The sequence below is a fragment of the Paenibacillus wynnii genome (genome assembly GCF_030812855.1).
Lineage (GTDB): Bacteria > Bacillota > Bacilli > Paenibacillales > Paenibacillaceae > Paenibacillus_AQ > Paenibacillus_AQ wynnii_A.
On the sequence record NZ_JAUSTK010000013.1, the window covers coordinates 57,313 to 81,262 of the forward strand.

Here is a 23,950-nt window from a genome sequence, read left to right on the forward strand (position 1 = left end):
TATGGAATTTCAAATAGAAGTAGATAATCATGTAATGGAAGAGATTGACCCGGAATTTGATTTTGTAACCGACTTCCTTATCCAAATGAACGGCAGTACAAACTCTTTTTGTACCGTATCTCATAGTGATTATTTATTTATACAATGTGCGGGTTCTAAATCAAAAATGACAATAGAATATAGAGAACCAGATAACGACGGATTCAGGCATTTTGTAATAGGCGTGAGGAGTATAATCGAGACAAATACGAAGGTTTCTTATAGCGGAGGAGAAATAAAAGTAAGGACTAATGAAGTCTTAAATTATGAACAAGCAGAAGAGCTATTTAAAACCTTCATTAATGAGAGAAGAATATTGGATAAGTACGTACTAAGAGAAACAACAAAAATGTTTAAAGACTTATAAAGCCCATTTGAGAGTATATTCGAAGAAAGCAGATACATCTGATAACACCGTTTTCCCGCTACGGGGCATACGCCCCTTGGTCTGCAAGAGGAATTTCAAGGAAGTTGACTCAGCAGACAACCCTGCACTGCCTAACCGCGTCGCGGCCGCCCTTCGGGCTTAAGGCAGTGAGGGTTCGGGAACACACAAACGTTATAGGAAATCAGCGCAATTCAAAACACTTTTAAAAGCGAGGTAAACATGATAAGGGGTTTATTATTAGCAATGATGTTGTTGGTTACTGCTTGTAGTAACAATACGAATACAGATCCAAAACTAACAAGTAACGAGGAACAATTAATAGCTGAGTTGGGCTTTGACGAAGATGTTTTTAAAATTCTAAAACTAGAAACAAACAATGAGATTAATCAACTCACAGGTTACGATGTGAATTACAAACCTTATAAGGTAGAAGGTGTTGTATCATCTACTGAACAAGGAAAAGAAACATTAAAAATATTAAGAGAGAAACTAAAAGGAAAAGATTACATTGCATTTCTGGAATCATCGCAAAGTATAGGTATTATCAAGGGTAGAGATCAAACCAAAATTATTAAGATCATGGGGACAGAAGGACCAAATTATGATTTGTTAAATGAAGATATAATTAAGTTCTTTAAAGAGTGGGAGAAGAAATATAACTTTAATATTCTATACGCTGACGATAGTGCGGTGCATATTGAACTGAATAAGTTACCAAATGATTTTGTTATGTTCGCAAATGAAATTTACAACTTTTGTCCGGATACCGTTGATTCGGGTAGTGGAAGTATTGAAGGACTGATTGCAGAAATAAAAATGACAAATGGAGTAGTCTTTTGGTGGGACTAATCAGGGAAGGCGCTGACATCCTATAACAAAGCATTCACGCTGCGGGCCATACGGCCCTTGGTCTGCGAAGGATTTTCAAGGAAGTTGACTCAGCAGACAATCCTGCGAGGCTAAGTCTCCGATCCGGCGCGACGCGACGCGCCTTAAGCCTCTCGGGTTCGTGAATGCGGAAACGTTAGATGAAATTACCGAAAAAACAGAAAGGAATATAAACATGGGAAACGCAATATCACTACCTAAAGAATTAGAACATTTAGTTGACTCCTTACATATGTCAAATGGATTAACATCAATATTTATTGAGGTTTTAGCTATTAATGGATCATTATTAGCTAAAACAAATAGAGAAAAAGAACTAATTATCTGGTTGGCGCAACGTGATCAAGCAATAGTAGGAGCAGGTAACGTGGGTTTTGACATAGATGAAATGCCCTGGACAATTGATTACTTTGAAAGTGAAAAAGGATTTATCTTACGAGCTATTTCGAATGCAATGGATGGTTTAGGATGGGAAAGATTAAGTTATGAACCGCGTAAAGATTGGGTTATTGGATGCTTAGAAAAATTTCGGCAAATGATAAGTGCTTTTGATAAAGAATATGTAAAATCAAATAATTATTTAGTATGGACTGAAATTGAAGTAGATGATGATTATCCAACGATCCCAGTAGGATATTCCAAATGTGAGACACATGGAATTTACTTGTCATGCCATAGGTGTATTCTTTGCAATAATATAATTTAAATAAAACAATGTTAGTAATTCAAAGAGGTCGGTAACATCATCTAACATTGCATTCAACGCTGCGGGCCAGGAGAGGCATTTCGTGGAAGTAAATTCACCGGACACATTCAACCGGCTAAGTGGCGGAGCCACCCGGACCTTCGGTCCTTAAAGCCGCTTGAAAGTCGTGAATATAACAACGTTAGGTGAAATTACTGAAAATACAGGAGATAACATGAAGAAGATTTGGACTGATTTCAATGGCCCCACTCCTAATAGACTAAGAATCTCTAATCTTGACATGGAGTATTTCAAGCTTTCAGATGGAGAATTAATTAGTGAAGTAATTACGGTCTCTAAAGAAATTGAAGAAGCAAGAGAAGATGGATTTAAGAACGGAAAGCTATTCGGAACATGGACTGAGAGGGATAATTTAATAAGAAGAATGAGAGCTTTAAAAATGGACCCCAAAAAAATAGAAGAGATAACAGGAATACCTAGAGCCGAAATCATAAGAAGATATTAGACTTTTTGGTCATTCGATGAGGTCAGAACCCTACGGATTCGTGAATACGGGAACGTTATAAGAAATCGGGGGAAACATAATCTAAGTTCGCTATTAATAACCAAGGATCATAAAGGGAGAGGTGAGAAGATATTAAATTACTTTTTATCTGTAGCCGTAATAAATGGCGTAGCTTAACTGCTGAGAAGATTTTTGATGGATTCAATGGCTATGAAATAAGATCGGCAGGAACGGAAGAAGGAGCAAGAATTAAAGTTACTGAAGGACACATTGGATGGTCGGACATTATTTTTGTAATGGAGAAGAAGCATACGAGAAGGCTTAGAGATAAATTTCCAATGAGTCTAAAGAATAAACGATTAATCTGTCTTGATATCCCAGATGATTATCAATTTATGGACGAAGAATTAATAGAAATATTGAAATCAAGAGTATCAGAACATATTGAATTGCCAGAATAATTAAGTTCGAATGAATAGAGTTAGTAATCAAGAAGCCCCCGACATCTTATAACATCGTATCTACTCTGCGGGCCATTCGGCCCTTGATCTGCGGAAGAAAATTCGGGGAAGTGGATTCAGCAGACAACCCTGTGAGGCTAAGTGGCTACGCCACCCGGCAGCAAGCTGCCTTAAGCCTCTCGGGTTCGCAGATACACCAACGTTAGACGACATCAGAAGAAATGGAATGAAAACCATGAAAACAGAAGAAAAATTTCTTGACATAACTTATTTAAGTCAAGGGAATAAAGTACAGAGGGAATCGCATCGTACTCTTACAAATCTTAATATATTTAGTATCTTGAAAGATTATGATCCTATATTAGTAGGGACTATTCCCATTGATGTCGATATACAAGGTAGTGACCTAGACATAATCTGTGAGGTGTATGATTTTAATAAATTTGAAGAGGTATTATCGAATTACTTTAGGGGGTTCGATAATTTTCATTATGCTTATAAAATAATAAACCATACTCCTAGAGGTGTGTGTAGCTTTACATATAACCGATCAATCTTAGAAATTTTTGGTCAACCAATTCCAAGCTCTAAACAAAATGGATATAGACACATGATAATTGAATATCGAATCTTAAATCTATTGGGAAGAAATGGACATGAATTGATAAGGAATCTTAAAAAAGCTGGTTATAAAACCGAACCGGCCTTTGGTGAATTATTAAATCTAAATGGAGACCCTTATGAAAGATTGTTAACGATGCATGACTGGAATGATGAAACATTAAAGGAATATTTGTGGGTGAATTCAATTGACGTCGTCTAACACCGTATTCACGCTGCGGCCCCTGACGGGTCCTTGGTCTGCAGAGGCATTTCGGTGAAGCGGAATCAGCAGACAACCCTGCACTGGCTAAGTCCGTCGGACCCGGGGCTGGCGCCCCTTAAGCTAGTGAGGGTTCGTGAATACAAGAACGTTATCCGAAACACCTGAAACACGTATAGAAATGAATTAATAAGTTTACTCGGCGAGTTTAGAATCTGGCCCTCAGTGCTCTTAGGTCCTATAAAGATCGAAGAGCTGAAAAGTTCGAGGAGCTATAAAGATCGAGGAACTATAAAAATCGAAGAGCTATAAAGACTGAATTGTAAGTATCTCAAGATGTCAGGTGCATCGGATAACACAGTATTCACGCTGCGGGCCTAACGGCCCTTGGGTCTGCAGAGGCTTTTCGAGGAAGTGAAATCAGCAGACAACCCTGCACTGGCTAAGTCCGTCGGACCCGGGGCTAACGCCCCTTAAGCCAGTGAGGGTTCGTGAAATTAACAACGTTATCGGAAATAACCTTAAGGGAGAATAAAAGATGAAAGTCAATTCATTTGAATTGATGTCTTGGATATCAGGCAAAACATCTGCAGGTCTGAGTGCTATTCAAAGCCAAAAGCTATTTCTAAATGGAGTTTTATTTTCATCTAATATTCCAAGTGTTTATACTATCGGCAATCTAATTCAGATTGAGATTTGTTCCGAATGTTTTGAGCCGGAATGTAGTAGTAGTGGATATGTTCAAGTATTTGGTGAGGATGAATTAATAATCTGGAAAGAACCATTAAATGAAATATCCGATATTAGAGAAGACCCGGTTAATGAATTAATTCATGGCACAGTATTTTGGGAGAAAGAATTATTTTATTCTTTTATGAATGAAGTCATGAATAATAACTCCGTTCATATTGAGAGATTATCAATAAAACAAGCAATTGACTTATGGAGACTAAACGCATTATCTTCAATATCATTTCCTAGATATTATGATTTTGATCGATTAGAAGAAGATATTATGGGATTCTATTCATCTGAATTAAGCTCGGAAGAGACTAAGCATCTTTATTTTAAATCAAAGAACAATCTTCTAAAACTAATAAGCAATATTAATTCAATTAGGATTGTTACAATTGATGAGAATGCAATTAAGTTAATAGCAATGATTGAAACTGATCCATATAAAGAATGGAATTGCTTGTATATCAATGATGATAAGATCATTTATCCTATCGGAGATAATTATGGGTTTTATATAAATGAGATATTAATACGTTGACTCGAGGAAGAAGTTACTTCCAATAACATAATATTCGCGCTGCGGGCCATTAGGCCCTTGATCTGCCAGGGGTGATTTCGAGGAAGCTGATTCAAGCAAATACATCCATTCCCCTAAGATAAGAGCTATCTAAGGGGGATCGACGTCGTGAATACAACAACTTTATCTGAAACCAATGTAATAAGAAAAAGGAGCGATCTATCCAATGTTTTATTTACAATGGTATGAAAACTTAACTGAAGAAAAGAAAACGCAAGCTGATTTAATCATTGCCAAAGTAATGCAATTTGATAAATATGATAACGGATTAGCGATTGCGTATTCTGAAATTGAAAGAAACTCGCCAGCTATGGCAGAGTATAGATTTGTTCATTCATTGAGAAAGACATTGGATGATTTTGATAAAGATCCTAGTATTTTTGTGACCGGACTTGAAAAGAACGGTTATCCAATCATTAAGGACATTATCAAAAAAATAAATCAAGCAGGAGTTTCTCCACAAGAGCTAAGTACGCTGCTTAAAGTCTTTAATTATGAAGGTATCATGGATACATTTTATAGATTTGAACATACCTACATGGATGATTTAGATGACAATGAATTTTCGTCATTTGTAATTTCGGAAGTTGGTACTGACGGTGAATTGACAGGTAGAATAGTCGATGTATATGGATGGCTATCTTTTCTAAACCCAAGTAACAAGTGATATTGTAAGGCATTTCGAAGAAGACATTGACTTCAGATAACAATGTGTTCACGCATCGGGGGACAAGCCCACTCGGTCCCGGAAGCTAAGTCGGGGAAGCGATTGCTGGGACACATCCGCACCGACTAACTGCGCAAACGCAGCCGCCCTAACGGGCTTAAGTCGGTGGGACGTCGTGAACACAAGAACGTTAGCTGAAAGAACCGAAGAATAATAACATTCAATTGGAAGATACAATAAGCTTAATTGACATTTGTGAAGTAATTCAGGGATGTTGTATAAATACCCCAAGGGCAATTCAGAATTAGGAAATTATAACATTGATATGTGAGGTGCAATAATTATGAAACAGTTCCCAACACACATTGTTGCAGTATTTGGTATTGCAGAAAATGAAAAAGAAGAAATTTTACTTTTAAAACATCGAGGCCGTAATATTTGGATGTTTCCAGGAGGACAAGTTGAAGTTGGTGAAAACCTAATAGATGCTTTAATACGTGAAACAAAAGAAGAAAGCGGTATGGAAATCGATGTGGTCAAATTATTTAGTGTTTCATCTAACACCTGTTCATATCAAGGATATAATGGATATGACATTGTACCAACTAAGGTTGTTATGGGATTTATTTGTAGATATATTGGTGGTGAGTTTTGTGATTCGGATGAAACTACAGAATCACTTTGGGTATCAAAAGATAAAGTTTTAGATTTAATTGTAGTTCCTGATTTTATAGACAAGTTTAAAGGTTATTTAGATTTTACGGGTGGTATTGAGTATTTAGAATACATAACAAAACCAGAATATAATTTAAAACTTAAATGCCTAATATAATTGACTATAAGGAACTTAGACTAAATAGAGTTTTGTGAGTAGCTCAAAGAAGTCGGTTCCATCAGCTACGCCCATTAAGTCAGTGAGGGTTCGTGAATACAAGAACGTTAGCTGAAATCTTCATGAAAATTACTTTAAACAAACTTTATATTGAAGGTGAATTCATTGAAGCGAATAGCAATAGATATGGACGAGGTAATTGCAGATTTTCATGCAAAGCACTTACACTTGTTTAATACCAACTATTATGAATCTTTAACCATTGAAGACTTGAAAGGTTCGAGACTTTGGAAGATACGTCCTGAATTCTCAAAGGAGATACTAGATTTTGTGGATGATCCAAGTTTTTTTCGTGATCTGAAAGTAATGGAAGGAAGTCAGGAAGTAATTAGAGAACTGAGTAAGTACTACGAGATATTTATCACAACAGCTGCAATGGAACATCCATCGTCATTCCAAGCAAAGTTTGAATGGTTAAATGAATATTTCTCTTTTATCCCACAAATGAATTATGTTTTTTGTGGTAATAAAAGCATAATTAAAGCTGATTATCTTATAGATGATAGTTCACGACACTTCCAAGGATTTCAAGGACAAGGAATACTATTTTCTGCTCCCCACAATATTTATGAATCAGGTTTTATTCGAGTTAATAATTGGTATGAAGTTAATGACTATTTTTTTAATAATAATAGACAAACAAAATAATATAAATAAAGAGATTTTGGAAGTACACTCGAAGAGGATACAGACATCAGCTAACACAGTATTCAAGCGGCAGGCCTTAGGGCCCTTGGTCTGCAGATGCATTTCGAGGATATGAAATCAGCAGACAACCCTGCACTGGCTAAGTCCGTCGGACCCAAGGCTGGCGCCCCTTAAGCCAGCGAGGGTTCGTGAATGCAAGAACGTTATACGAAAACTTGGCTACTGCTATTCAGAGAGAGGGTTGGTCGCATGGTTCAATCAATGCTTCTTGAAATAGATACAACAACTTTTGAGGACGATATTGAATACAAAATCTCACAATGTGTTCGTACAAACAATAACATCTCGATAATAATTGATATTGTATACACATTTGAATTTGAAGTAATTCAATCTTGGGAGATCACTTGCATTGAAGTAGAAGATCATGAAATTAAATTAAGTAGCAATCATAGAATGCTTTTCACTGATGATCATTCGGAAGTTATTTCAATAAACATAATCAGAATATGAATATTATGAATTGTAATAGCATTAAAACCTCAAAGATTCCTTGTAATAATATGAAACAATGGAATGATGGAAAGTTCGAGATTGTCGACAATATAAAGGCATTAATCTTTGATGAATCGTACTTAATCGCAAAAAACTTTATTGCAAGAGACTACAATGACTTATTTAGTATTTCAGGAAGGCCAAGTCTTCGTATACAGTTCACAATAATATTAAAAGAGAGAAGGCAGATAACTATGAAATTTACTGGATTGTGTTTAATCACAGAAGATGTAATTAGTCTAATGGAATTTTATAAGAATATTTTACAAGTTGAGGGTGTAGGAGATGAAATCGCAGCACGTTTACGTGTCAAGGGAGATTATCATATTGATATTTGTTCGAAGCAAGGAATGGAGAATTTGGCGCCTGGAAGTACAAGTGGAATCGGTCATGGTGGATGTACTATTGAAATAGAAGTTAATAATGTTGATGAAGAATATGAACGATTAAAGAAGCTTAATGTTAAATTCATTAAATTACCAGAGACTTACCCTTGGGGAAGAAGATCGTTATGGATTCAAGATATGGATGGAAATATAGTAAACATATATACAAACGTAAGTTCAGACATGATTAAATGATTTGAGTGTTTCTCAGAGATGTCCGGGGCATCGCATTTCCCACTGCGGCCCCTAACGGGGCCTTGGTCGTCAGAGGCATATCGAAGAAGTGGATTCAGGCGACACACCCGCACCACCTAACCGCAGTCGCGGCCAGTCGGGAACCGGATTCGCCTATGGTTCTGTGCTTCTTTAAGGTGGTGGGGCGTCGGAATGCACGAACGTTATGTGAAATACATAAAGAGCGAGAAAGTGCTTAAATAATGAGAAATCTACTGAGGGGGACATTAATATGATCCATCCCGATTTATATGAATTTGAATATCTATTTGAATGTGATGCTACCGGAATAGAGCAAGGAATCCCTTGGGTATATTGCGGTGCGACATTTGATCTATCAAGATTAAATCGCAGTATCACCTTCTCAATAGAAATTGGTGGAAGATGTAGCACTTTAGAATTGTTTGCAGATCAGAATAGAATTATTACTCTTAAACTTGAAAACATTAAAGAGATTCAAATAATTAAAAACAATATCTCCGAAGGATTAAAGCTTGAGTTTGATGATGATAACTATGTATTGCCATTATTAATCAATACAAAGCCTGAAATTTATGTAGATTGGGGAACATCTTTAGAGCTTCAAAGGTAATCTAGAATTTTAGAAGAAGCCAATGTACTTCACATAACACCATGTTCACGCTTCGGGCCATTCGGCCCTCGGTCCGGTAGGAGTTAGATATGAATTCGGAGAGGAATAGTCAGTAGTGAGGAAGCATATTCAACCGGACACATCCGCACCGACTAAGCGCATCGCGCCCGGCGACTTCGTCGCCTTAAGTCGGTGGGACGTCGTGAACACATGAACGTTAGGCGAAATTGCCTAAATGAATATAATAATATCTCTACAATCAAGTCTAAGGAGATAAAAATGACGAACAAAAGAAGGGTAATAGAAGTTGTTTCATATAACGTTGAATGGAAAACAGAATTTGAAAAAATTAAGCAAATGATATTTAGTTATATCGGAGATTTAATTTTAACTATTGAACATGTTGGAAGCACATCTGTGGTAGGTTTATCAGCCAAACCGATTATTGATGTTGATGTAGTAATTGAGAGATATGATGTTTTGCCGAGTATTATTAAACGATTAGCACAAGAAGGATATCAATATGAGGGGGATTTAGGAACAGAAGGGCGAGAAGCATTTAGAAGGAATCATAACGATGGATGCATGAAGTATCATCTTTATGTATGTCCTAAAGACGGAAAGGGATTTGTAGAACATATTGCATTTCGAGATTATTTACGAGCAAATGAAACCGCTCGTAAAGACTATGAATTATTGAAAATTAAACTTGCTGAAACTTACCGATATGATATAGATAATTACAGCCTTAAGAAGACTGAATTTATAAGTGATATATTAAACAAAACCATATATAAAGCAAGGGAAATATAAGTAATGTAATTATTAGGGTGAGATTTCGAGGAAGCGATCTCAGGTAGACAACTCCTGCGAGGCTAAGTCTTCGACCCAGTCGCTAACGCTCCTTTAAGCCTCTCGGGTTCGTGAATAGAAGAACGTTATACGCAATTTCTTGCAATGCATCTAAACATAATAATAAAGGATGTAATTATAATGGAAATATTATTCGTTGAGAATATATCAGAATCATATTTATTAGATTTACTCGAATTATATAAACAAGAAGATTGGACAAGAAATAGAAAACCGGAAGATATTAAAGTAATGATACATAACTGCAAGACCATTGGACTGATTGATAAGGAAGTGAATAAATTAATTGGATTTTCAAGAGTAATTACAGATTTTGTCTATAGAGCGACGATTTTCGATGTAATTATTTCAAATGATTATCAGGGCAAAGGACTTGGAAGATTATTAATTGAAAGCATAGTAAATCACCCACAAATTAAAGAAATTGAAAGAATTGAATTATATTGTTCGGATGACAAGGTAGAATTCTATAACAAATGGTCTTTTAATAAAGTAACTGGAGTGACTAATTTCATGAGAAGAATCAATAAACCTATGTGAAGTATTTCAAGAGATCAATGAGGCATTTCAGTAGCAAGGAAGTAGTATCAACCGGACACATCCGCACTGGCTAACTGCGCAAACGCAGCCGAGCCTTCGGCTCTTAAGCCAGTGGGACGTCGTGAATACGAGAACGTTATATGCAATCAGGCTAAAGATGAAAGATTTTCGGAAACCCATTTCAAAGGAGAATCTTATGATAGAAATACTAGAAGAACCAATTGGGAATACGTACAAGCAGTAAAAGTAGTGAAACACTGATTGAAGAATTAAAACCATATATAAAAGAGATCAAAAAACAGGATGAATGGCCGGGTACACGATTATTTGGGCATTTCGCAGATGTATATTATTTTGATTGTCAGCAAGAATTAAAGGAGTTACTAATAAGTAAAGCAGATCGATTATATCAATGGATGCAACCCGAATTATTAGAAGATTTATGCTTTTTCAAAAGTAAAGAAGAATGGTTAATAACAATAGCGCATGAAAACCTAGGAGTTATTAAGACAACAGATCGAAATGAAATATTATGGATCAGAGAAATTGAAGGAATCATGATTTATTAATAATGCAAGGCAAGAAGAAGTGAGAATAGTATTTCAAAGAAGAGCCTGACAGCATATAACATTACATTCCTACGTCGTCGCTACCGCTCCTTGGTCGCCAAGAGGAATTTCTGAGAAGTTAATTCAGGCGACACATCCAACCGGCTAAGTCTGCGACCCGGCACTGCGTACCTTAAGGTGGTGGGACGTCGTGAACACGACAACGTTATATGAAACCAGGGCGATAAAAAAAATCGACAATGTCAAGGAGGGAAGTAAATGAATGATGAGAAGGCTGCCAACTTCATTTGGAAGCATGGAAGATTGCTAGAGAGAAGAATATTTCAATATGTTTTCCAAGGGGGATCAGAAGAAAGCATTTTGATTGCCCTGAAGTCATATCAGAATGATGATGGTGGTTTCGGAAACGCAATTGAACCTGATTTACGATCGCCTGAGAGTCAACCACTCTATGTAGAGTTTGCACTTCGATTATTATATGATTGCAACATAAAGAGTGAAGAAATAGCCCTAAACGTTTGCGATTATATCTCAAAAAATGCTGACCTAGAGAGTGGAATTCCAACTATCTTTCCTTCATCATCCAAATATCCGAGAGCCGAACATTGGAATGCTCCAAATTCAATCAACCCATCATTCAGCAGGCTTACTGGACTTGTCGGACTTTTGAAATGGCAGGGTATTAAGAATTCTTGGTTAGACAATGCAGTAGAAGTATGTCTAGAGAATATTTCTTCGAAGAGTTATGAAGATGCACACACAATTTTAACCGCATTTTGCCTCTTAGAAAGTTTACCCCAATCGGAATTTATCAGAAAATTATTTCGGAAATTATCTATTGAACTATTTGCAGCAAAATTCTTTCGCTTGCATGCTGATTCTCTGGGCTATGGACTTTCTCCGCTTGAATTTTCACCATCACCAACTTCTTATTGTAGGTCAATATTTTCAAAAGAAATAATAGATCAACATTTAAGAGTTTTAGAATTCCAACAAAACGATGATGGCGGATGGCAAATCGGATGGGAGCCGCCGGGAGAAACGGCTAAATATGAATGGCGAGCATATTTGACTTTGAAGAGTTTAATGATTTTAAATTCATACAAGAGTACATAACATTTGGTGGTCTCGGAGAAGGCGTTAGCATCATATAACAACGTATGAGCTTCACTTCGAAGTTGAATTTTAAAAAAAAGGAGATCAATAAATTGATTATAATGAGAGCAGAGGAAACAGATGTTGAAGATATTTTACAATTACAATGTGAAGCCTTTATGGTTGAAGCAACACTATACAATGATAATAATATTCAACCATTAAGACAGACAATTGATGAACTGAAATTAGATCTTTGCAAACAAACAGTACTAAAAGGAATCGTAGAGGGTATTATTGCTGGTTCTGTTCGAGCGTATGTTTCTGGTGATACTTGTTATATTGGAAGATTAGTTGTCCACCCTCACTTTCAAAATAGAGGAATTGGAACAAGATTACTAAATGAAGTAGAACAGATATTTATTGGATGTATGAGATACGAGTTATTTACAGGGCATAAGAGCGAGAAGAATCTTTATTTGTACAATAAGAACGGATACAAGATTTTTAAGTCTCAAGTAATTAATGAGAATTTAACAATGATGTACCTTGAGAAGACAAGTAATGATATGTAGGCAAATTCAAAGAAGAGGCTCCTTCAGATAACACTGCATTCACGCTGCGGATCGCAAGCGACCTTTGGTCTGCCCGAGGAATTTGGAGGAAGAGGATCAGGCAGAGCCACCCGGTGCTGCCCAAGAAAAGAGGTCAATAAATGATTTTAAAACTTTTAAAAAAGAACAATCCAATTTCAATTTTTTGGGAGTGGTTTGTTAAGAATGAGTCATATATAAATAAAGATTTTGAATCAAACAAGGAAACCATTCTTGATGAAATAAGCGATAAACTTAAAGAAATTGATGAAAATTTAACATTTGAAATAAGTCATGATAAACCTGGAATGAATAGAGAACTAATTATTTCAGCAGATGGAATTGCTGATTCTTTTGAAAATGTTATTAATTTATCAATAAAATTCCTAGAACACCCCTACCTCTAAAGGTTGGGGATAAATCGGCGGTTTAAGAAGACGAACATATGTGCTAATATATCCCTATAACCCTTTTGAAAGGAGATGTGTGGCATGCTGGCATCGGATCAAGATTTTGGTACACAAAAACGTGTCCATAAAGCCTATAAGTACCGAATCTATCCGACAAAGGAACAACAGCAACTCATCCATCAGATGTTTGGCTGTTGCCGTTTTGTGTTCAATCATTTCTTGGGACTATGGAACAATACCTATGCGACAACTGGAAAGGGTTTATCCTACAACACCTGTGCCACACAACTTCCTGCTCTCAAAGGCCAGTTTGATTGGCTCAAAACGGTGGATAGCATCGCCTTGCAATCTGCCGTTCGACACGTGGCAGATAGCTTGGATCGGTTCTTTAAAAAACAGAATCAGGCTCCACGGTTTAAAAGCCGTAAGCATCCCGTGCAAAGCTATACCACGAAACAGACCAACGGCAACATTGCAATGAAAGAAAACAAACTTAAGCTCCCGAAGCTCGGTTGGGTTCGGTTTGCCAACTCCAGAGCCTTAGAGGGACGTATCCTTTCTGCGACCGTGCGACGAAATGCGGCTGGTAAGTATTTTACATCCATTGTCTGTGAAGTTGACATACATCCCCTGCCGCAGAACAACAAGGCGATTGGCATAGACCTTGGACTCAAGGAGTTTGCGGTCTGCACCGATGGATTACGTGAGGCCAATCCAAAGTGGTTTCGTCACTACGAGAAGAAGTTAGCCTTCTGGCAACGCCGCATGGCTCGTCGGACGAAAGGCGGCTCCAATTGGTTTAAAGCCCAGCAGAAGGTTGCCCAAATCCACGAGAAGATTGCGAACGGTCGCCATGATTTTTTGCACCAACTCACCACCAGGCTGATCCGTGAAAACCAAACGATCAGCATAGAAAATCTTCGTGTGGCAAATATGCTCAAAAATCATAAGCTGGCGAAATCGATTGCCGATGCGTCCTGGGGCGAGTTCGAACGCCAAATTACATACAAGGCGAGTTGGTACGGACGGACGGTTAAGATGGCTGACACCTTCGCACCCACCAGCCAAACGTGTTATGTGTGCGGCTTCATCAACCAAGAAGTGAAAAACCTTTCGGTGCGGCAGTGGACCTGTCCATGTTGTGATGCACTTCATGATCGGGATGAGAATGCTGCACACAACATCATACAAATGTCTAAATAGCAGGATACATTCAACTGTGGGAACCACAGGGATCGCTTGGGATTCGATTTTCCATTTTGGGAAATAGAATTATCACAACTCTGCTTCATTGGAAGCAACTACCCAAGAATCCTCCACCTCTACAGGTGGCGGGAGTGTTCAATCTTCTTGATTCATTAATTGGAGAATATGATGCAGTATCAAAGATCGGAAATACAGAATTTCATAACCTTGAAAGTATCGACGAACCAGAATTAAAACGATTTTTTGAATTAACTGAAATAATTGATTCTCTGGCATAGTTCAATGAAGTCTTGGGCTTCATATCTGAAATATGGCGAGACACTTCAAAACTTAAAGGAGCAGTATGAGAATTATTGGACTAGTAAGACACTTTAAAGTCGTTCAATCTAAACCCCAAAAACCATGGATGACTTCGGACGAGTTTGACAAATGGATCATTCAATATGACCAGTGTGAAATATATAAGGATCGGCTCGATATCAGTGAATACAATTGGGATCTTTGTTTTTCAAGTGATCTGTCTAGAGCTATTGAAACTGCGAAAACTATTTATCTAAAAGATATTATACATACGGATTCCTTGAGAGAGATAGCAATTCGATCAGTATTCAGAACGCAGTTAAAATTACATTACAACATTTGGATTTTATTAGGACGAATGGCTTGGTTAGTTTCACATCATTCACAAATAGAAGGGAAACAAAAAACCCTTATCAGAATTCGAAAATTTGTAGAACAGTTGGAGATTCTGGAAAAACCAAATTTACTAATAGTCAGCCATGGAGCACTTATGTTTTATTTAAGAAAAGAATTAATTAAACGGGGCTATAAGGGGAAGTCATTTATAAAAGCCAAGAATGGAATATTATATACTTATGGAAGACTATTATGAGTGTTAATTCGAAGAAGCGCCATACATCTTATAACAATATGTTCACGCATCGGCGGACAGGCGTATAAAACCTTTAAGTTCACAAAATCTATCGTAAAACCAAAGTTCGAATGGAGGAAACTCAAGTTTTCGAATAACAGGAATAGATCGGGATTTCTTTGTAAGGCATTATAAGGAAGAGATCTATGATAACGGAATACAATGTAGGGATATGATTCGATTAAGTCTTGATTTGTAGAGAAATTTGAGTATATATCAGGAGGACTTATGATAGTCAGAATGACTCAATCAAATATAAACGATTATAATAAACCATACGAGGGTTTTGCAATTTATGGAAGGATTGTACCGAAATATGAAGATGGCACATGGTCATATACTGAAGAAATTTTTAAGGAACAGTACAATAAACAATATGACATGGAAAACATCGATAAAAGCTATATAGAAGATAAGAACAAAGCTGTTTATTTTTACTATGATGAAGATTATTGTGTTGGGCAGATAAGACTTCGTACAAATTGGAATGGGTTTGGATTTATCGATGATATTGCTGTTGCAAAAAATAGTAGAGAAAAGGGTATTGGGACTGCCTTAATAAATAAAGCAGTTGAGTGGGCAAAACAGAATGGTTTAATCGGACTAATGCTCGAAACACAGGACGTCAATCTTTCAGCTTGCCGGTTTTATGCTAAAAACAATTTTATTATTGGTGCTGTTGATTGCATGTTATATTCGAAATTTACAACGGCTAACGAAAAAGCGATTTATTGGTACAACAGATTTTGAAAAACAATTAATAAAGAGACCAATCGCAGCGTATAACAACGTATTAACGCGGCGAACTTGGCGGCTCTTGGTCTGCAGAGGCTTTTCGGAGAAGAGGAACCAGCAGACAATCCTGCACTGGCTAAGTCGGCAGAACCGACCCGGCTGCATTCGCGTCCTTAGGCCAGTGAGGGTTCGTGATTACGGAAACGTTATAGGAAACTGCTGCAAACCAAGATTTGTGGGGAGAAGTAATCGATGCAAAGATATAAGAACAAAATTGGTAAGCAATTCATTTATGAATCCTATGACACACTTCTAGAATCATGGGATATCGATTTTGAAGAAAGAAAAATTGAAACTGCATATGGAACTACACATGTTATAACTGTAGGTAATTTTTCTAATCCTCCATTAGTTCTATTTCATGGAACTGCCGATAATTCAGCCATGATGTGGGTTTATAATATTAAAGAGTTGGGTGAGAGATTTTTTGTTATAGCAGTGGATGCTATTGGAGGTTCGGGGAAAAGTGAACCCAATGAAAACTATTATAAGAATTTCAATCAAGTATCTTGGATTGACGAAATACTAGAAGCGTTTGACATATATAAAACGAACATTTGTGGTGTTTCATATGGTGCATATTTGTCATATCAGTACTCTTTGAAGAGACCAGATAAAGTTGAAAAGGCAATATGTATGGCGGGAAGAATTCCTTCAAGTCAATTTGAAGTTCTATCAAAAATGATGTTTGCATTTCTGCCAGAAGCATTATTTCCGTCGGAGAAAAACAGTAAGAAGTTATTAAAAAAATTAAGTGGTCCCAACTATTCTGTGTTTGAAAAAAATGAGGTACTAATGAAGCATTGGTACTACTTGTTGAAATACTTTAATAATAAATCAATGATGCAGCACAAAATCGAGATAACCGAGAATAATGAATTTTCAGTTCTAAAGGATAAGACACTTTTCTTAATTGGTGAATTTGATAGATTATCAAATTATCCTAGAGCAATAACGAAACTTGAAGATAACAATATTAGGTACAAGATTATTAAAGATGCAGGACATGCAATTAATCATGAACAAGCAGAAGTTGTAAATAAAGAAATAATAAACTTTTTAATTTGAGTAAAATATGTGAGCAACTCATGAAGGCGGCAACATCTTATAACAATGTGTACGCGCATCGGCGGACAATCCGCCTCGCTCCCGGAAGATAAGTCGAGGAAGCAGTTGCCGGGACACATCTGCACCGACTAACCGCATCGCGGCCGCTCGCATTCGTTCGCTTAAGTCGGTGGGACATCGTGAGCACGGAAAAGTTAGGCGAAAGTAATGCAAACTCAATATTGAAGGTGAAGCATCGATGGCAGAAGAATTGATTGAAACATTACGGTCAATACAGGATCGAAAAGTTCGATTTATTCGATTAGTAGGGAATTCTTTAATTATATATTGTGATTGTGAACCAGGTAACCAGAACCAAGGATTTAGTATTTGGTTAGAACCGACATGGCATTTTAGGAATACTGAACGAGTGATCACCGGTTCAAGAGAAGCTCAAACCGAAGATGAAATAGAGCATTCCAATATTACAGAACAATTTAAAAGCCTGTATTTCAAGGCAATACAAAAAATAACTATAGAACCAATAACGAATGATGTAGTGATCGAAATAGAGGAAGGGAATATATTAAAAACATTTGTTTCTGATCCGAATGACGAGGAATCATGGCAGATTAGAAATTTTAATAAAGGCATAAGAATTATAGGAAACCCAAGAGATATACAAATTATTAAAGACCTATCTTAAGTAATTTCTATGAAGGCATTACCAACGCCTAAACACCGTATTCACACGGACCTGGCGGCCCTTGGTCTGCAAGAGGCTTTTCTGAGAAGTGGAATTAGCAGACAACCCTTCACTGGCTAAGTCCGTCGGACCCGGGGTAGGCGCCAGGTTCGTGAATACAACAACGTTATCGGAAATACCAGTAAATTAACAAAGGAGATCAAATGATTACAGAATACCTGGTGGGTTGATGGAGTTAGGAGAATCAGTTGAAGAATGTAACTATTCACAAAGCTAAGGAATGGTCTGTAAGATACCATAATAATAGGAGTTTAATGATGAGAAGATTATTTAAGAGCAATATTTTTGGTGCAATTATTATGGCTCCATTTTTTATTAGTATGTTCTTCATGGAGCACTTTTGGTTCTGGCTGACATTTTCTTTTTACATATTACTTTTTGGAATCTTACTTATTATTTTAGGATTTGTCTCAAGAATGCAAAAAATTGAAAGCTCAATAAAAAGATTGCTTACAAGAATTGTAGTAACGATTACTGGAATAGGTTTAGTAATATTCTTCACACTGGTATTTTCCTCTGGATTCTTAGATATACCGGCATACCTATCAAAGGATTATAAGGTAATAAGGGGCAAACCTGATTACATCTCAAGTATCCATTCAAAAAGTGTCTTTCAAACAATAGAAATAAATAACATCTCATTAAAGAGCGTATATATAATACCTGAAGATAATTCATTTATTGAATATAAGGCATATTACTTACCAAATTCAAAATATGTTATTAAATTATTTGAGATTAATTAGTTAGTCGAAGAAGCCGCAGACATCAGCTAACACCATATCACCTTCGGGCCTCTGGCTGATGACCCTTATTCCAGTGTGGTTTGTGAATAAAAGACGTTATAAGAAATCAGCGCGGAGATATATAGAAAAAATCAAAAGGAGGAATGGACTTGTCAGAAACCGAGGAGGAAGTCCTTACTGGTGGGAATATAAATAAGGTAGTGAAAGTTGGGAACACAGTTCATCGGGAGGCTAATTCCAATCCTTATGTGTATGAATTGCTAATACACCTTGAAAAGGTCGGCTATCCCTATTCTCCTAGATATTTGGGATTAGATGATAAGAATAGAGAGATTCTATCTTACCTTGAAGGAGTAGTTCCGGGGAATATCTACCCTGAAATTGAAGGATACATGTGGTCGGAAGAGGTTTTATCCGAACTTGCCAAGCTCTTAAGAAGATATCATGACGCAACGGTTGGGTTTACACCAACTACGAAATCTAAAAATGAATATCCAGTGAAGTCTTTACATGAAGTCGTTTGCCATAATGATGCTGCTTTGTATAACGTTGTATTTAAAGACAAACTTCCTGTAGGGATCATCGATTTTGACATGGCTGGGCCAGGTCCACGTATATGGGACATTGTTTATACTTTATATACATCTGTTCCACTGGCAGAGTTTGAACCAAGTCAAAATGACAACGTAGTTGAAAAATATAATAGAGAGCATCATGCATCAGCGAGGAAAAGGCGTGTAGAAATATTCTTTAAGTCTTACGGAATGGATGTTCCAACAGACCTTAAGGAGTGGGTAATTTCCCGTATTAAATTCATGTGTACTACTTTAACTGAAAGTGCCGCGTCCGGAGATCCAGCATTTATAAAATTAGTTGAGGAAGGTCATCTTGCTCATTATGAGAAAGAAATTGAGTTTCTTGAAGAACACTTCGATGACTGGATGTAATTTTTAGACGCAAATGGCATTATAAGGCAAAAATAAAAAACCGCATTCACCGGAAGATATTCCGGTGAATGCGGCCTTATGTAAATAGAATCAAACTGTATCTAATGAATTAGAGATTAATGATATTTAACAATCTTAATACGGGCTTCTTCCTCATAGGTAAGCAGATCTCGAGCTTGCGGAGTGTGTAGATGACGCTCTACGGAGTATTCAATGTTATGGTAGTCTTCATCTCCGGAAGCCATCCAAGGCTGCCAAATTCCCGTTACCCAATTTTTAAGATCTTTAAGTCCTGCTAGCATATTCTCCATCCTCCTCGGGTGGTGCACATCATTGGGGTTGCAGCTATTTTGGTTACGCTTACATTATAACACAGAATGTAATTTTTGAAAGGTGTGTCCACTACAAACACACAAAATTCACAAAGAACATTATGTTTTATAAGAGTTTTGTTCTTCTTGGGAAGAATGATGTCTCCCTGTAGGAGACGTGGTTGAGACAGCCCTACTGAATACTGGAATTGTTACATAATCCGCTAATTCTTGGGGATACTGTATGTACTAATTGTAAGAGGGGGGTCAACCTTTATGAAACAGACTCCAGATGTAACTCTTAATTTCCAACATATTTTTCATCAGTTTGAACATTGTGTAGACCTGGTACACCGGACATTTCCAGAAATACATACTGATATTTTGTACTTTCCCAACTTAATTAGCAAGATAGCCTTCTCAAGTATGATCCTAGAACCGTTTGCTAATATTCAGCTTCAAGAGGTAGACGAATTATTCAAACAATCTCAATTTGTTGAAGTCTTTCATTCAAAAGAAGCGGTTGTAGGTGTTTTGGAGGGGAAGGCAGCCATCTTTAACCAGGGAAAAGTATTTCTGATTGATATTTACGGTCCAAAAGATCGGAATATCGAACAATCTGGAACGGAGACAGTGATTACAGGTCCCCATGATTCTTTTGGCGAGTCTGTGAGTACGAACCTTTCCTTAATTCGTCGAAGATTGAAAAGCTCGCATTTAAAGGTTATTGAATATTCTGTCGGCGAGGTTACAAAGTCTAAAATATATATCCTTTATATCGATGGTTTAGCCAATATGAATTTTGTGAAAGAATTGGAACATCGGATTAAGATCATTGAAATCGATGCGGTAAATGAAGGCGGAGTGCTGGCTCAATTAATCGAAGATAAACCCAATTCCATTTTCCCTCAATATCTAAGGACGGAACGGCCCGATTCTGCTGTGTCCAAATTAGTTGACGGTCGAATTATAATGCTTGTGGAAAATAGTCCGACAGCCATCAGCGCCCCCTCTTCATTTTTTGAGTTCTTTTCCTCCCCGGATGACTACTATCAGCGTTGGACCTTAGGGACTGCACTGCGATTATTAAGATTTTTAGCCTTGCTGATCACTATTACTTTCACAGCCTTGTATGTGTCTGTAACTACCTATCATTATGAAATGATTCCGGAGTCCTTACTTATGACCTTGGTTGAATCCCGTAACAGGGTGCCGTTCCCGCCCGTGTACGAGGCCTTGCTTATGGAAACCATGATTGAATTACTACGGGAGGCTGGTGCGCGTCTTCCTACAAAAATCGCACAAACGATTGGTATCGTAGGCGGTATTGTCATTGGACAAGCTGCTGTACAAGCGGGACTGACCAGCAATGTTCTTATCATTGCTGTAGCCTCATCGGCTATTGCCTCTTTTGTGATACCGAGTTACGTCATGAGCGCGTCTCTCCGATTAATGCGCTTTGGGCTGATCATAATGGCCGGTATTTGGGGCAATTTGGGGTTAATTATGGGCGTGGCACTGATCATCATTCACATATCCGGTCTTACAAGCCTGGGAGCCCCATATTTGATTCCTGTTGCACCGATGAAGGGGACCGATTGGAAAGATATTTTCATCAGGGCCCCCTTTTCTCAACTTAAAAACCGGCCCTATCAGACAAAGAGCCCGAATCAAGTACGGCAAAAAATTCGAAAATAGGATGATTCCCTTTGAATGAGAATGAGAAATTAAGTCCTTTTCATATAGCTGTATTGGTATTCATGAGTCAGATGGGTATTGTTGTATTTACCTTGCCAAATTCATTGGCCGTTTACTTTGGTACAAATGGATGGCTTTTTTTATTAATTTGCTTTGTGGTATCTACAATCAATATTTACTTTATCTCTTTGGTATTCCGACTGGGAAAAGGCCGCTCTGTCTTTGAAATCCTTGAACGATCCATCCCGAAAGCAGTGCTCTATCCTGTTTACATTGGACTAGCGTCCGTATGGATATTATTCGGAAGTATGATCGGTAAAAAGTATGTACTTTTATTTCAAATGATGGCCTTCCCCACAACGAATCCAATGGTAATCAAATTGGCTATAGATATTCTTGTCTATCTGCTGCTCATTAAAGGAATATACAATATATCCAAGGCAGCTACGTTTTTCTTTTGGATAACGCTCTGGATGTACCCGTTAATGTTCATGTTTTTGCCCCATTTTCACTGGATACGCCTGACTCCTTTTATCTTCAAAGAGGGCCATGATATGGTCAAGGGGGGGGTCGATATCTATGCCTCTTTTCTTGGGTATGAGCTTTTTATTCTTTTATTTCCTTACATGGATCAAAAAAAGAAGCCAATGTTAGCCATTTATTCAGGGAATGCATTTGTAACCTTTATATATATTTGGTATAGCCTTACATGTTTTGGCTTATTCAGCTTGAAGCAATTGAAGAAGTTATTATTTCCTTTACTTGATTTGCAAGCCCTCCTTCGCTTTCCGTTCGTTGAACGGCTTGAGAATCTTCTATTTGGCTTCTACTTATTTCTTGTTCTGATTACTGTGGTTATGTATTTGTTGGCGGCACAGGAAGCTGTACGGAGAATAACTCCGATAGCCAAGTCTCACTTCTTTGTCTTCATAACGATTGCAGTTGGCTATGGTATTTCATACATTCCCAAGAGTATAGATCAGGTAAATGACTGGATCATGAAGCTGGGTTATACTGTAACGGGTATTGGCTTTGGCATCCCAATTATAGCTATCCTTGTGCTGCTTATACAGGGGAAAGGAGGGCAATCCCATGTCTAGATTATTAGCGGCTATTATTATGATGTGCATGCTAACCGGATGCGGCACTGAGCAAAGGATACTGGAAGACCTGGGGATGATTCAGACCGCAAGCTATGATCTGGAAGAGAATAATAAGCTCAGGGTGACCATCAACATGCCAGTTTCAGCAACTGACTCGACCATTAAGAAGATGTTATTGACGGCCGTAACCGATAGCAGTAAAGAAGCAAGGCTTCTTTTTTCTAATCAAACCGAACTTACAGTGGTCAGCGGCCAGGTGAGAAATACATTATTTGGCTTAGATCTGGCCAAAGCTGGCATTCACAGACATGTAGATACGTTATTACGCGATACTTCTATGTCGCTAGGAGTTAAAGTAACCATCATCAATGGTAAAGCCGGTGAGTTGCTCTCCAAAAATTATAAACAACACTCTGAAACAGGACAGTATATAAATCGTATGTTGGAGAAAAGGGGATCCGGGAATGGTATTATGCCGAGTTCTCTGTATCAGTTCACCAGGGATTACCACGATGATGGAATAGATCCCATAGCACCGATCGTAAAAGACACGGGGGAAGACGCAGAAATGGATGGAATTGCGTTGTTTCAAGACGATCGTTACATGATGAAAATCCCTGCTAAGAAGGCATTGATCTTTACCCTTTTCAAAAGAAATCTTAAACAAGGGGAAATCATTATTCATCTGGAGAACAAGAAAAACCCAAAAGATATCGTCATGTTAAGTAATATAATGAGTAAACGTAAGGTTAAGGTGCATCATTTAGCAAATAACCGCTTCAAGGTCGACATCAGCGCTTCCATCCGAGGCTCAGTACTTGAATATACCGGTAATAAAGATCTGGTTAAAAAAGAACAACGTCACAAAATTGAAGAGGAAATTTCCCAGTATATCTCATCCCAAGGTGAGCAGATGATTAAAGACATGCAGAAGAATAAGGTAGATAGTCTGGGCATTGGACAATATGTAAGAAACAGCCTGTCCTATGCGGAGTGGAAAAGTCTGAATTGGCGCAACGTTTACCCTCAGGTTGAAGTAAACTGCCATGCTAAGGTGCTTATTAAGAATTATGGGAAGTATAGTTGAGCTTTAGGTTGACCTCCTCTACCTTTTGGGTGAAGGAGGTTTTTTGTTCAAATTATAAATATACAAAATGCAATAATAGGTGTAAAATTTAACATGCTCATTTGTGAATAAATGTGCAAAGATACATAGACAGA

General features: G+C 37.5%; 29 protein-coding genes and 1 pseudogene. 29 read left to right on the plus strand and 1 reads right to left on the minus strand.

The annotated features are described in order from the left end of the window. Position 1: 1 nt before the first annotated feature. The 26 genes and pseudogenes from J2T20_RS14285 to J2T20_RS14410 all read left to right on the plus strand — a co-directional run bounded on the left by J2T20_RS14285 (position 2) and on the right by J2T20_RS14410 (position 19,617). Positions 2 to 406: a hypothetical protein gene (locus J2T20_RS14285; RefSeq protein ID WP_307589414.1), complete on the plus strand. Its 405-nt coding sequence runs from the start codon at positions 2 to 4 to the stop codon at positions 404 to 406. A 264-nt stretch (positions 407 to 670) separates the two neighbouring features. Then, positions 671 to 1,276, plus strand: coding sequence for a DUF4253 domain-containing protein (locus J2T20_RS14290; RefSeq protein ID WP_307589415.1), 606 nt, complete (start codon positions 671 to 673; stop codon positions 1,274 to 1,276). Positions 1,277 to 1,490: 214 nt separating this feature from the next. Then, a complete protein-coding gene (locus J2T20_RS14295) occupies positions 1,491 to 2,021 on the plus strand; it encodes a hypothetical protein (RefSeq protein ID WP_307589416.1) in 531 nt (176 codons plus the stop codon). Between the two features lie 214 nt (positions 2,022 to 2,235). After that, positions 2,236 to 2,526, plus strand: a complete 291-nt coding sequence (locus tag J2T20_RS14300) for a hypothetical protein (protein WP_307589418.1) — start codon at positions 2,236 to 2,238, stop codon at positions 2,524 to 2,526. 131 nt (positions 2,527 to 2,657) lie between these two features. Next, positions 2,658 to 2,987 carry a low molecular weight protein tyrosine phosphatase family protein gene (locus J2T20_RS14305; RefSeq protein WP_307589507.1) on the plus strand — a complete coding sequence of 110 codons (330 nt, stop codon included), beginning with the start codon at positions 2,658 to 2,660 and terminating at the stop codon, positions 2,985 to 2,987. Between the two features lie 226 nt (positions 2,988 to 3,213). Further along, the gene (locus tag J2T20_RS14310; RefSeq protein WP_307589419.1) at positions 3,214 to 3,810 is read left to right on the plus strand and encodes a DUF4269 domain-containing protein; all 597 of its coding nucleotides are present in this window, start codon (positions 3,214 to 3,216) and stop codon (positions 3,808 to 3,810) included. Positions 3,811 to 4,348: 538 nt separating this feature from the next. Continuing rightward, positions 4,349 to 5,086, plus strand: coding sequence for a hypothetical protein (locus J2T20_RS14315; RefSeq protein ID WP_307589420.1), 738 nt, complete (start codon positions 4,349 to 4,351; stop codon positions 5,084 to 5,086). A 205-nt stretch (positions 5,087 to 5,291) separates the two neighbouring features. Continuing rightward, a complete protein-coding gene (locus J2T20_RS14320; RefSeq protein WP_307589421.1) occupies positions 5,292 to 5,792 on the plus strand; it encodes a hypothetical protein in 501 nt (166 codons plus the stop codon). Between the two features lie 343 nt (positions 5,793 to 6,135). Then, positions 6,136 to 6,624, plus strand: coding sequence for an NUDIX hydrolase (locus tag J2T20_RS14325; protein WP_307589422.1), 489 nt, complete (start codon positions 6,136 to 6,138; stop codon positions 6,622 to 6,624). 165 nt (positions 6,625 to 6,789) lie between these two features. After that, entirely contained in the window at positions 6,790 to 7,332 is a 543-nt protein-coding gene (locus J2T20_RS14330; RefSeq protein ID WP_307589423.1) for a 5' nucleotidase, NT5C type, read from the plus strand. Between the two features lie 563 nt (positions 7,333 to 7,895). Beyond that, positions 7,896 to 8,468 (plus strand): VOC family protein, encoded by a 573-nt coding sequence (locus J2T20_RS14335; RefSeq protein ID WP_307589425.1) that lies wholly within the window; start codon positions 7,896 to 7,898, stop codon positions 8,466 to 8,468. 271 nt (positions 8,469 to 8,739) lie between these two features. Next, positions 8,740 to 9,099 (plus strand): hypothetical protein, encoded by a 360-nt coding sequence (locus J2T20_RS14340; protein WP_307589426.1) that lies wholly within the window; start codon positions 8,740 to 8,742, stop codon positions 9,097 to 9,099. A gap of 279 nt (positions 9,100 to 9,378) precedes the next feature. Next, a complete protein-coding gene (locus tag J2T20_RS14345) occupies positions 9,379 to 9,912 on the plus strand; it encodes a GrpB family protein (RefSeq protein ID WP_307589427.1) in 534 nt (177 codons plus the stop codon). A 180-nt stretch (positions 9,913 to 10,092) separates the two neighbouring features. Further along, complete coding sequence (locus tag J2T20_RS14350) at positions 10,093 to 10,512, plus strand: GNAT family N-acetyltransferase (protein ID WP_307589428.1); 420 nt, start codon at positions 10,093 to 10,095, stop codon at positions 10,510 to 10,512. A gap of 221 nt (positions 10,513 to 10,733) precedes the next feature. Then, entirely contained in the window at positions 10,734 to 11,081 is a 348-nt protein-coding gene (locus J2T20_RS14355) for a hypothetical protein (protein ID WP_307589429.1), read from the plus strand. 258 nt (positions 11,082 to 11,339) lie between these two features. Then, on the plus strand, positions 11,340 to 12,197 hold the full coding sequence (locus J2T20_RS14360) for a hypothetical protein (protein WP_307589430.1): 858 nt from the start codon (positions 11,340 to 11,342) through the stop codon (positions 12,195 to 12,197). A gap of 101 nt (positions 12,198 to 12,298) precedes the next feature. Beyond that, positions 12,299 to 12,751 (plus strand): GNAT family N-acetyltransferase, encoded by a 453-nt coding sequence (locus J2T20_RS14365; protein ID WP_307589509.1) that lies wholly within the window; start codon positions 12,299 to 12,301, stop codon positions 12,749 to 12,751. Between the two features lie 140 nt (positions 12,752 to 12,891). Beyond that, entirely contained in the window at positions 12,892 to 13,176 is a 285-nt protein-coding gene (locus tag J2T20_RS14370; RefSeq protein WP_307589431.1) for a hypothetical protein, read from the plus strand. An 84-nt stretch (positions 13,177 to 13,260) separates the two neighbouring features. Beyond that, positions 13,261 to 14,382, plus strand: a complete 1,122-nt coding sequence (gene tnpB, locus J2T20_RS14375) for an IS200/IS605 family element RNA-guided endonuclease TnpB (RefSeq protein ID WP_307589432.1) — start codon at positions 13,261 to 13,263, stop codon at positions 14,380 to 14,382. 346 nt (positions 14,383 to 14,728) lie between these two features. Beyond that, a complete protein-coding gene (locus J2T20_RS14380; protein ID WP_307589433.1) occupies positions 14,729 to 15,277 on the plus strand; it encodes a histidine phosphatase family protein in 549 nt (182 codons plus the stop codon). Positions 15,278 to 15,404: 127 nt separating this feature from the next. Then, positions 15,405 to 15,515: pseudogene (locus J2T20_RS14385) on the plus strand (GNAT family N-acetyltransferase); the annotation flags it as partial. Between the two features lie 29 nt (positions 15,516 to 15,544). Further along, a complete protein-coding gene (locus J2T20_RS14390; protein ID WP_307589434.1) occupies positions 15,545 to 16,066 on the plus strand; it encodes a GNAT family N-acetyltransferase in 522 nt (173 codons plus the stop codon). A gap of 237 nt (positions 16,067 to 16,303) precedes the next feature. Next, positions 16,304 to 17,179, plus strand: a complete 876-nt coding sequence (locus J2T20_RS14395; protein ID WP_307589435.1) for an alpha/beta fold hydrolase — start codon at positions 16,304 to 16,306, stop codon at positions 17,177 to 17,179. A 238-nt stretch (positions 17,180 to 17,417) separates the two neighbouring features. Then, a complete protein-coding gene (locus J2T20_RS14400; RefSeq protein WP_307589437.1) occupies positions 17,418 to 17,864 on the plus strand; it encodes a hypothetical protein in 447 nt (148 codons plus the stop codon). Positions 17,865 to 18,112: 248 nt separating this feature from the next. Continuing rightward, on the plus strand, positions 18,113 to 18,670 hold the full coding sequence (locus J2T20_RS14405; RefSeq protein WP_307589439.1) for a hypothetical protein: 558 nt from the start codon (positions 18,113 to 18,115) through the stop codon (positions 18,668 to 18,670). Between the two features lie 149 nt (positions 18,671 to 18,819). Further along, the gene (locus tag J2T20_RS14410; protein WP_307589441.1) at positions 18,820 to 19,617 is read left to right on the plus strand and encodes a phosphotransferase; all 798 of its coding nucleotides are present in this window, start codon (positions 18,820 to 18,822) and stop codon (positions 19,615 to 19,617) included. Between the two features lie 116 nt (positions 19,618 to 19,733). On the opposite strand, the gene J2T20_RS14415 is transcribed toward J2T20_RS14410, so the two are convergent. Next, complete coding sequence (locus J2T20_RS14415; protein ID WP_307589443.1) at positions 19,734 to 19,919, minus strand: hypothetical protein; 186 nt, start codon at positions 19,917 to 19,919, stop codon at positions 19,734 to 19,736. A gap of 285 nt (positions 19,920 to 20,204) precedes the next feature. Here J2T20_RS14415 and J2T20_RS14420 point away from each other — a divergent pair, with 285 nt between their 5' ends. From J2T20_RS14420 to J2T20_RS14430, 3 genes are read left to right on the plus strand one after another with little or no spacing between them, the layout of a single operon-like run. After that, positions 20,205 to 21,626, plus strand: coding sequence for a spore germination protein (locus tag J2T20_RS14420; protein WP_307589445.1), 1,422 nt, complete (start codon positions 20,205 to 20,207; stop codon positions 21,624 to 21,626). Between the two features lie 11 nt (positions 21,627 to 21,637). After that, on the plus strand, positions 21,638 to 22,726 hold the full coding sequence (locus J2T20_RS14425; protein WP_307589446.1) for a GerAB/ArcD/ProY family transporter: 1,089 nt from the start codon (positions 21,638 to 21,640) through the stop codon (positions 22,724 to 22,726). Next, positions 22,719 to 23,816: a Ger(x)C family spore germination protein gene (locus J2T20_RS14430; protein WP_307589447.1), complete on the plus strand. Its 1,098-nt coding sequence runs from the start codon at positions 22,719 to 22,721 to the stop codon at positions 23,814 to 23,816. Before J2T20_RS14425 ends, J2T20_RS14430 begins: the two co-directional genes overlap by 8 nt. Positions 23,817 to 23,950 lie beyond the last annotated feature (134 nt).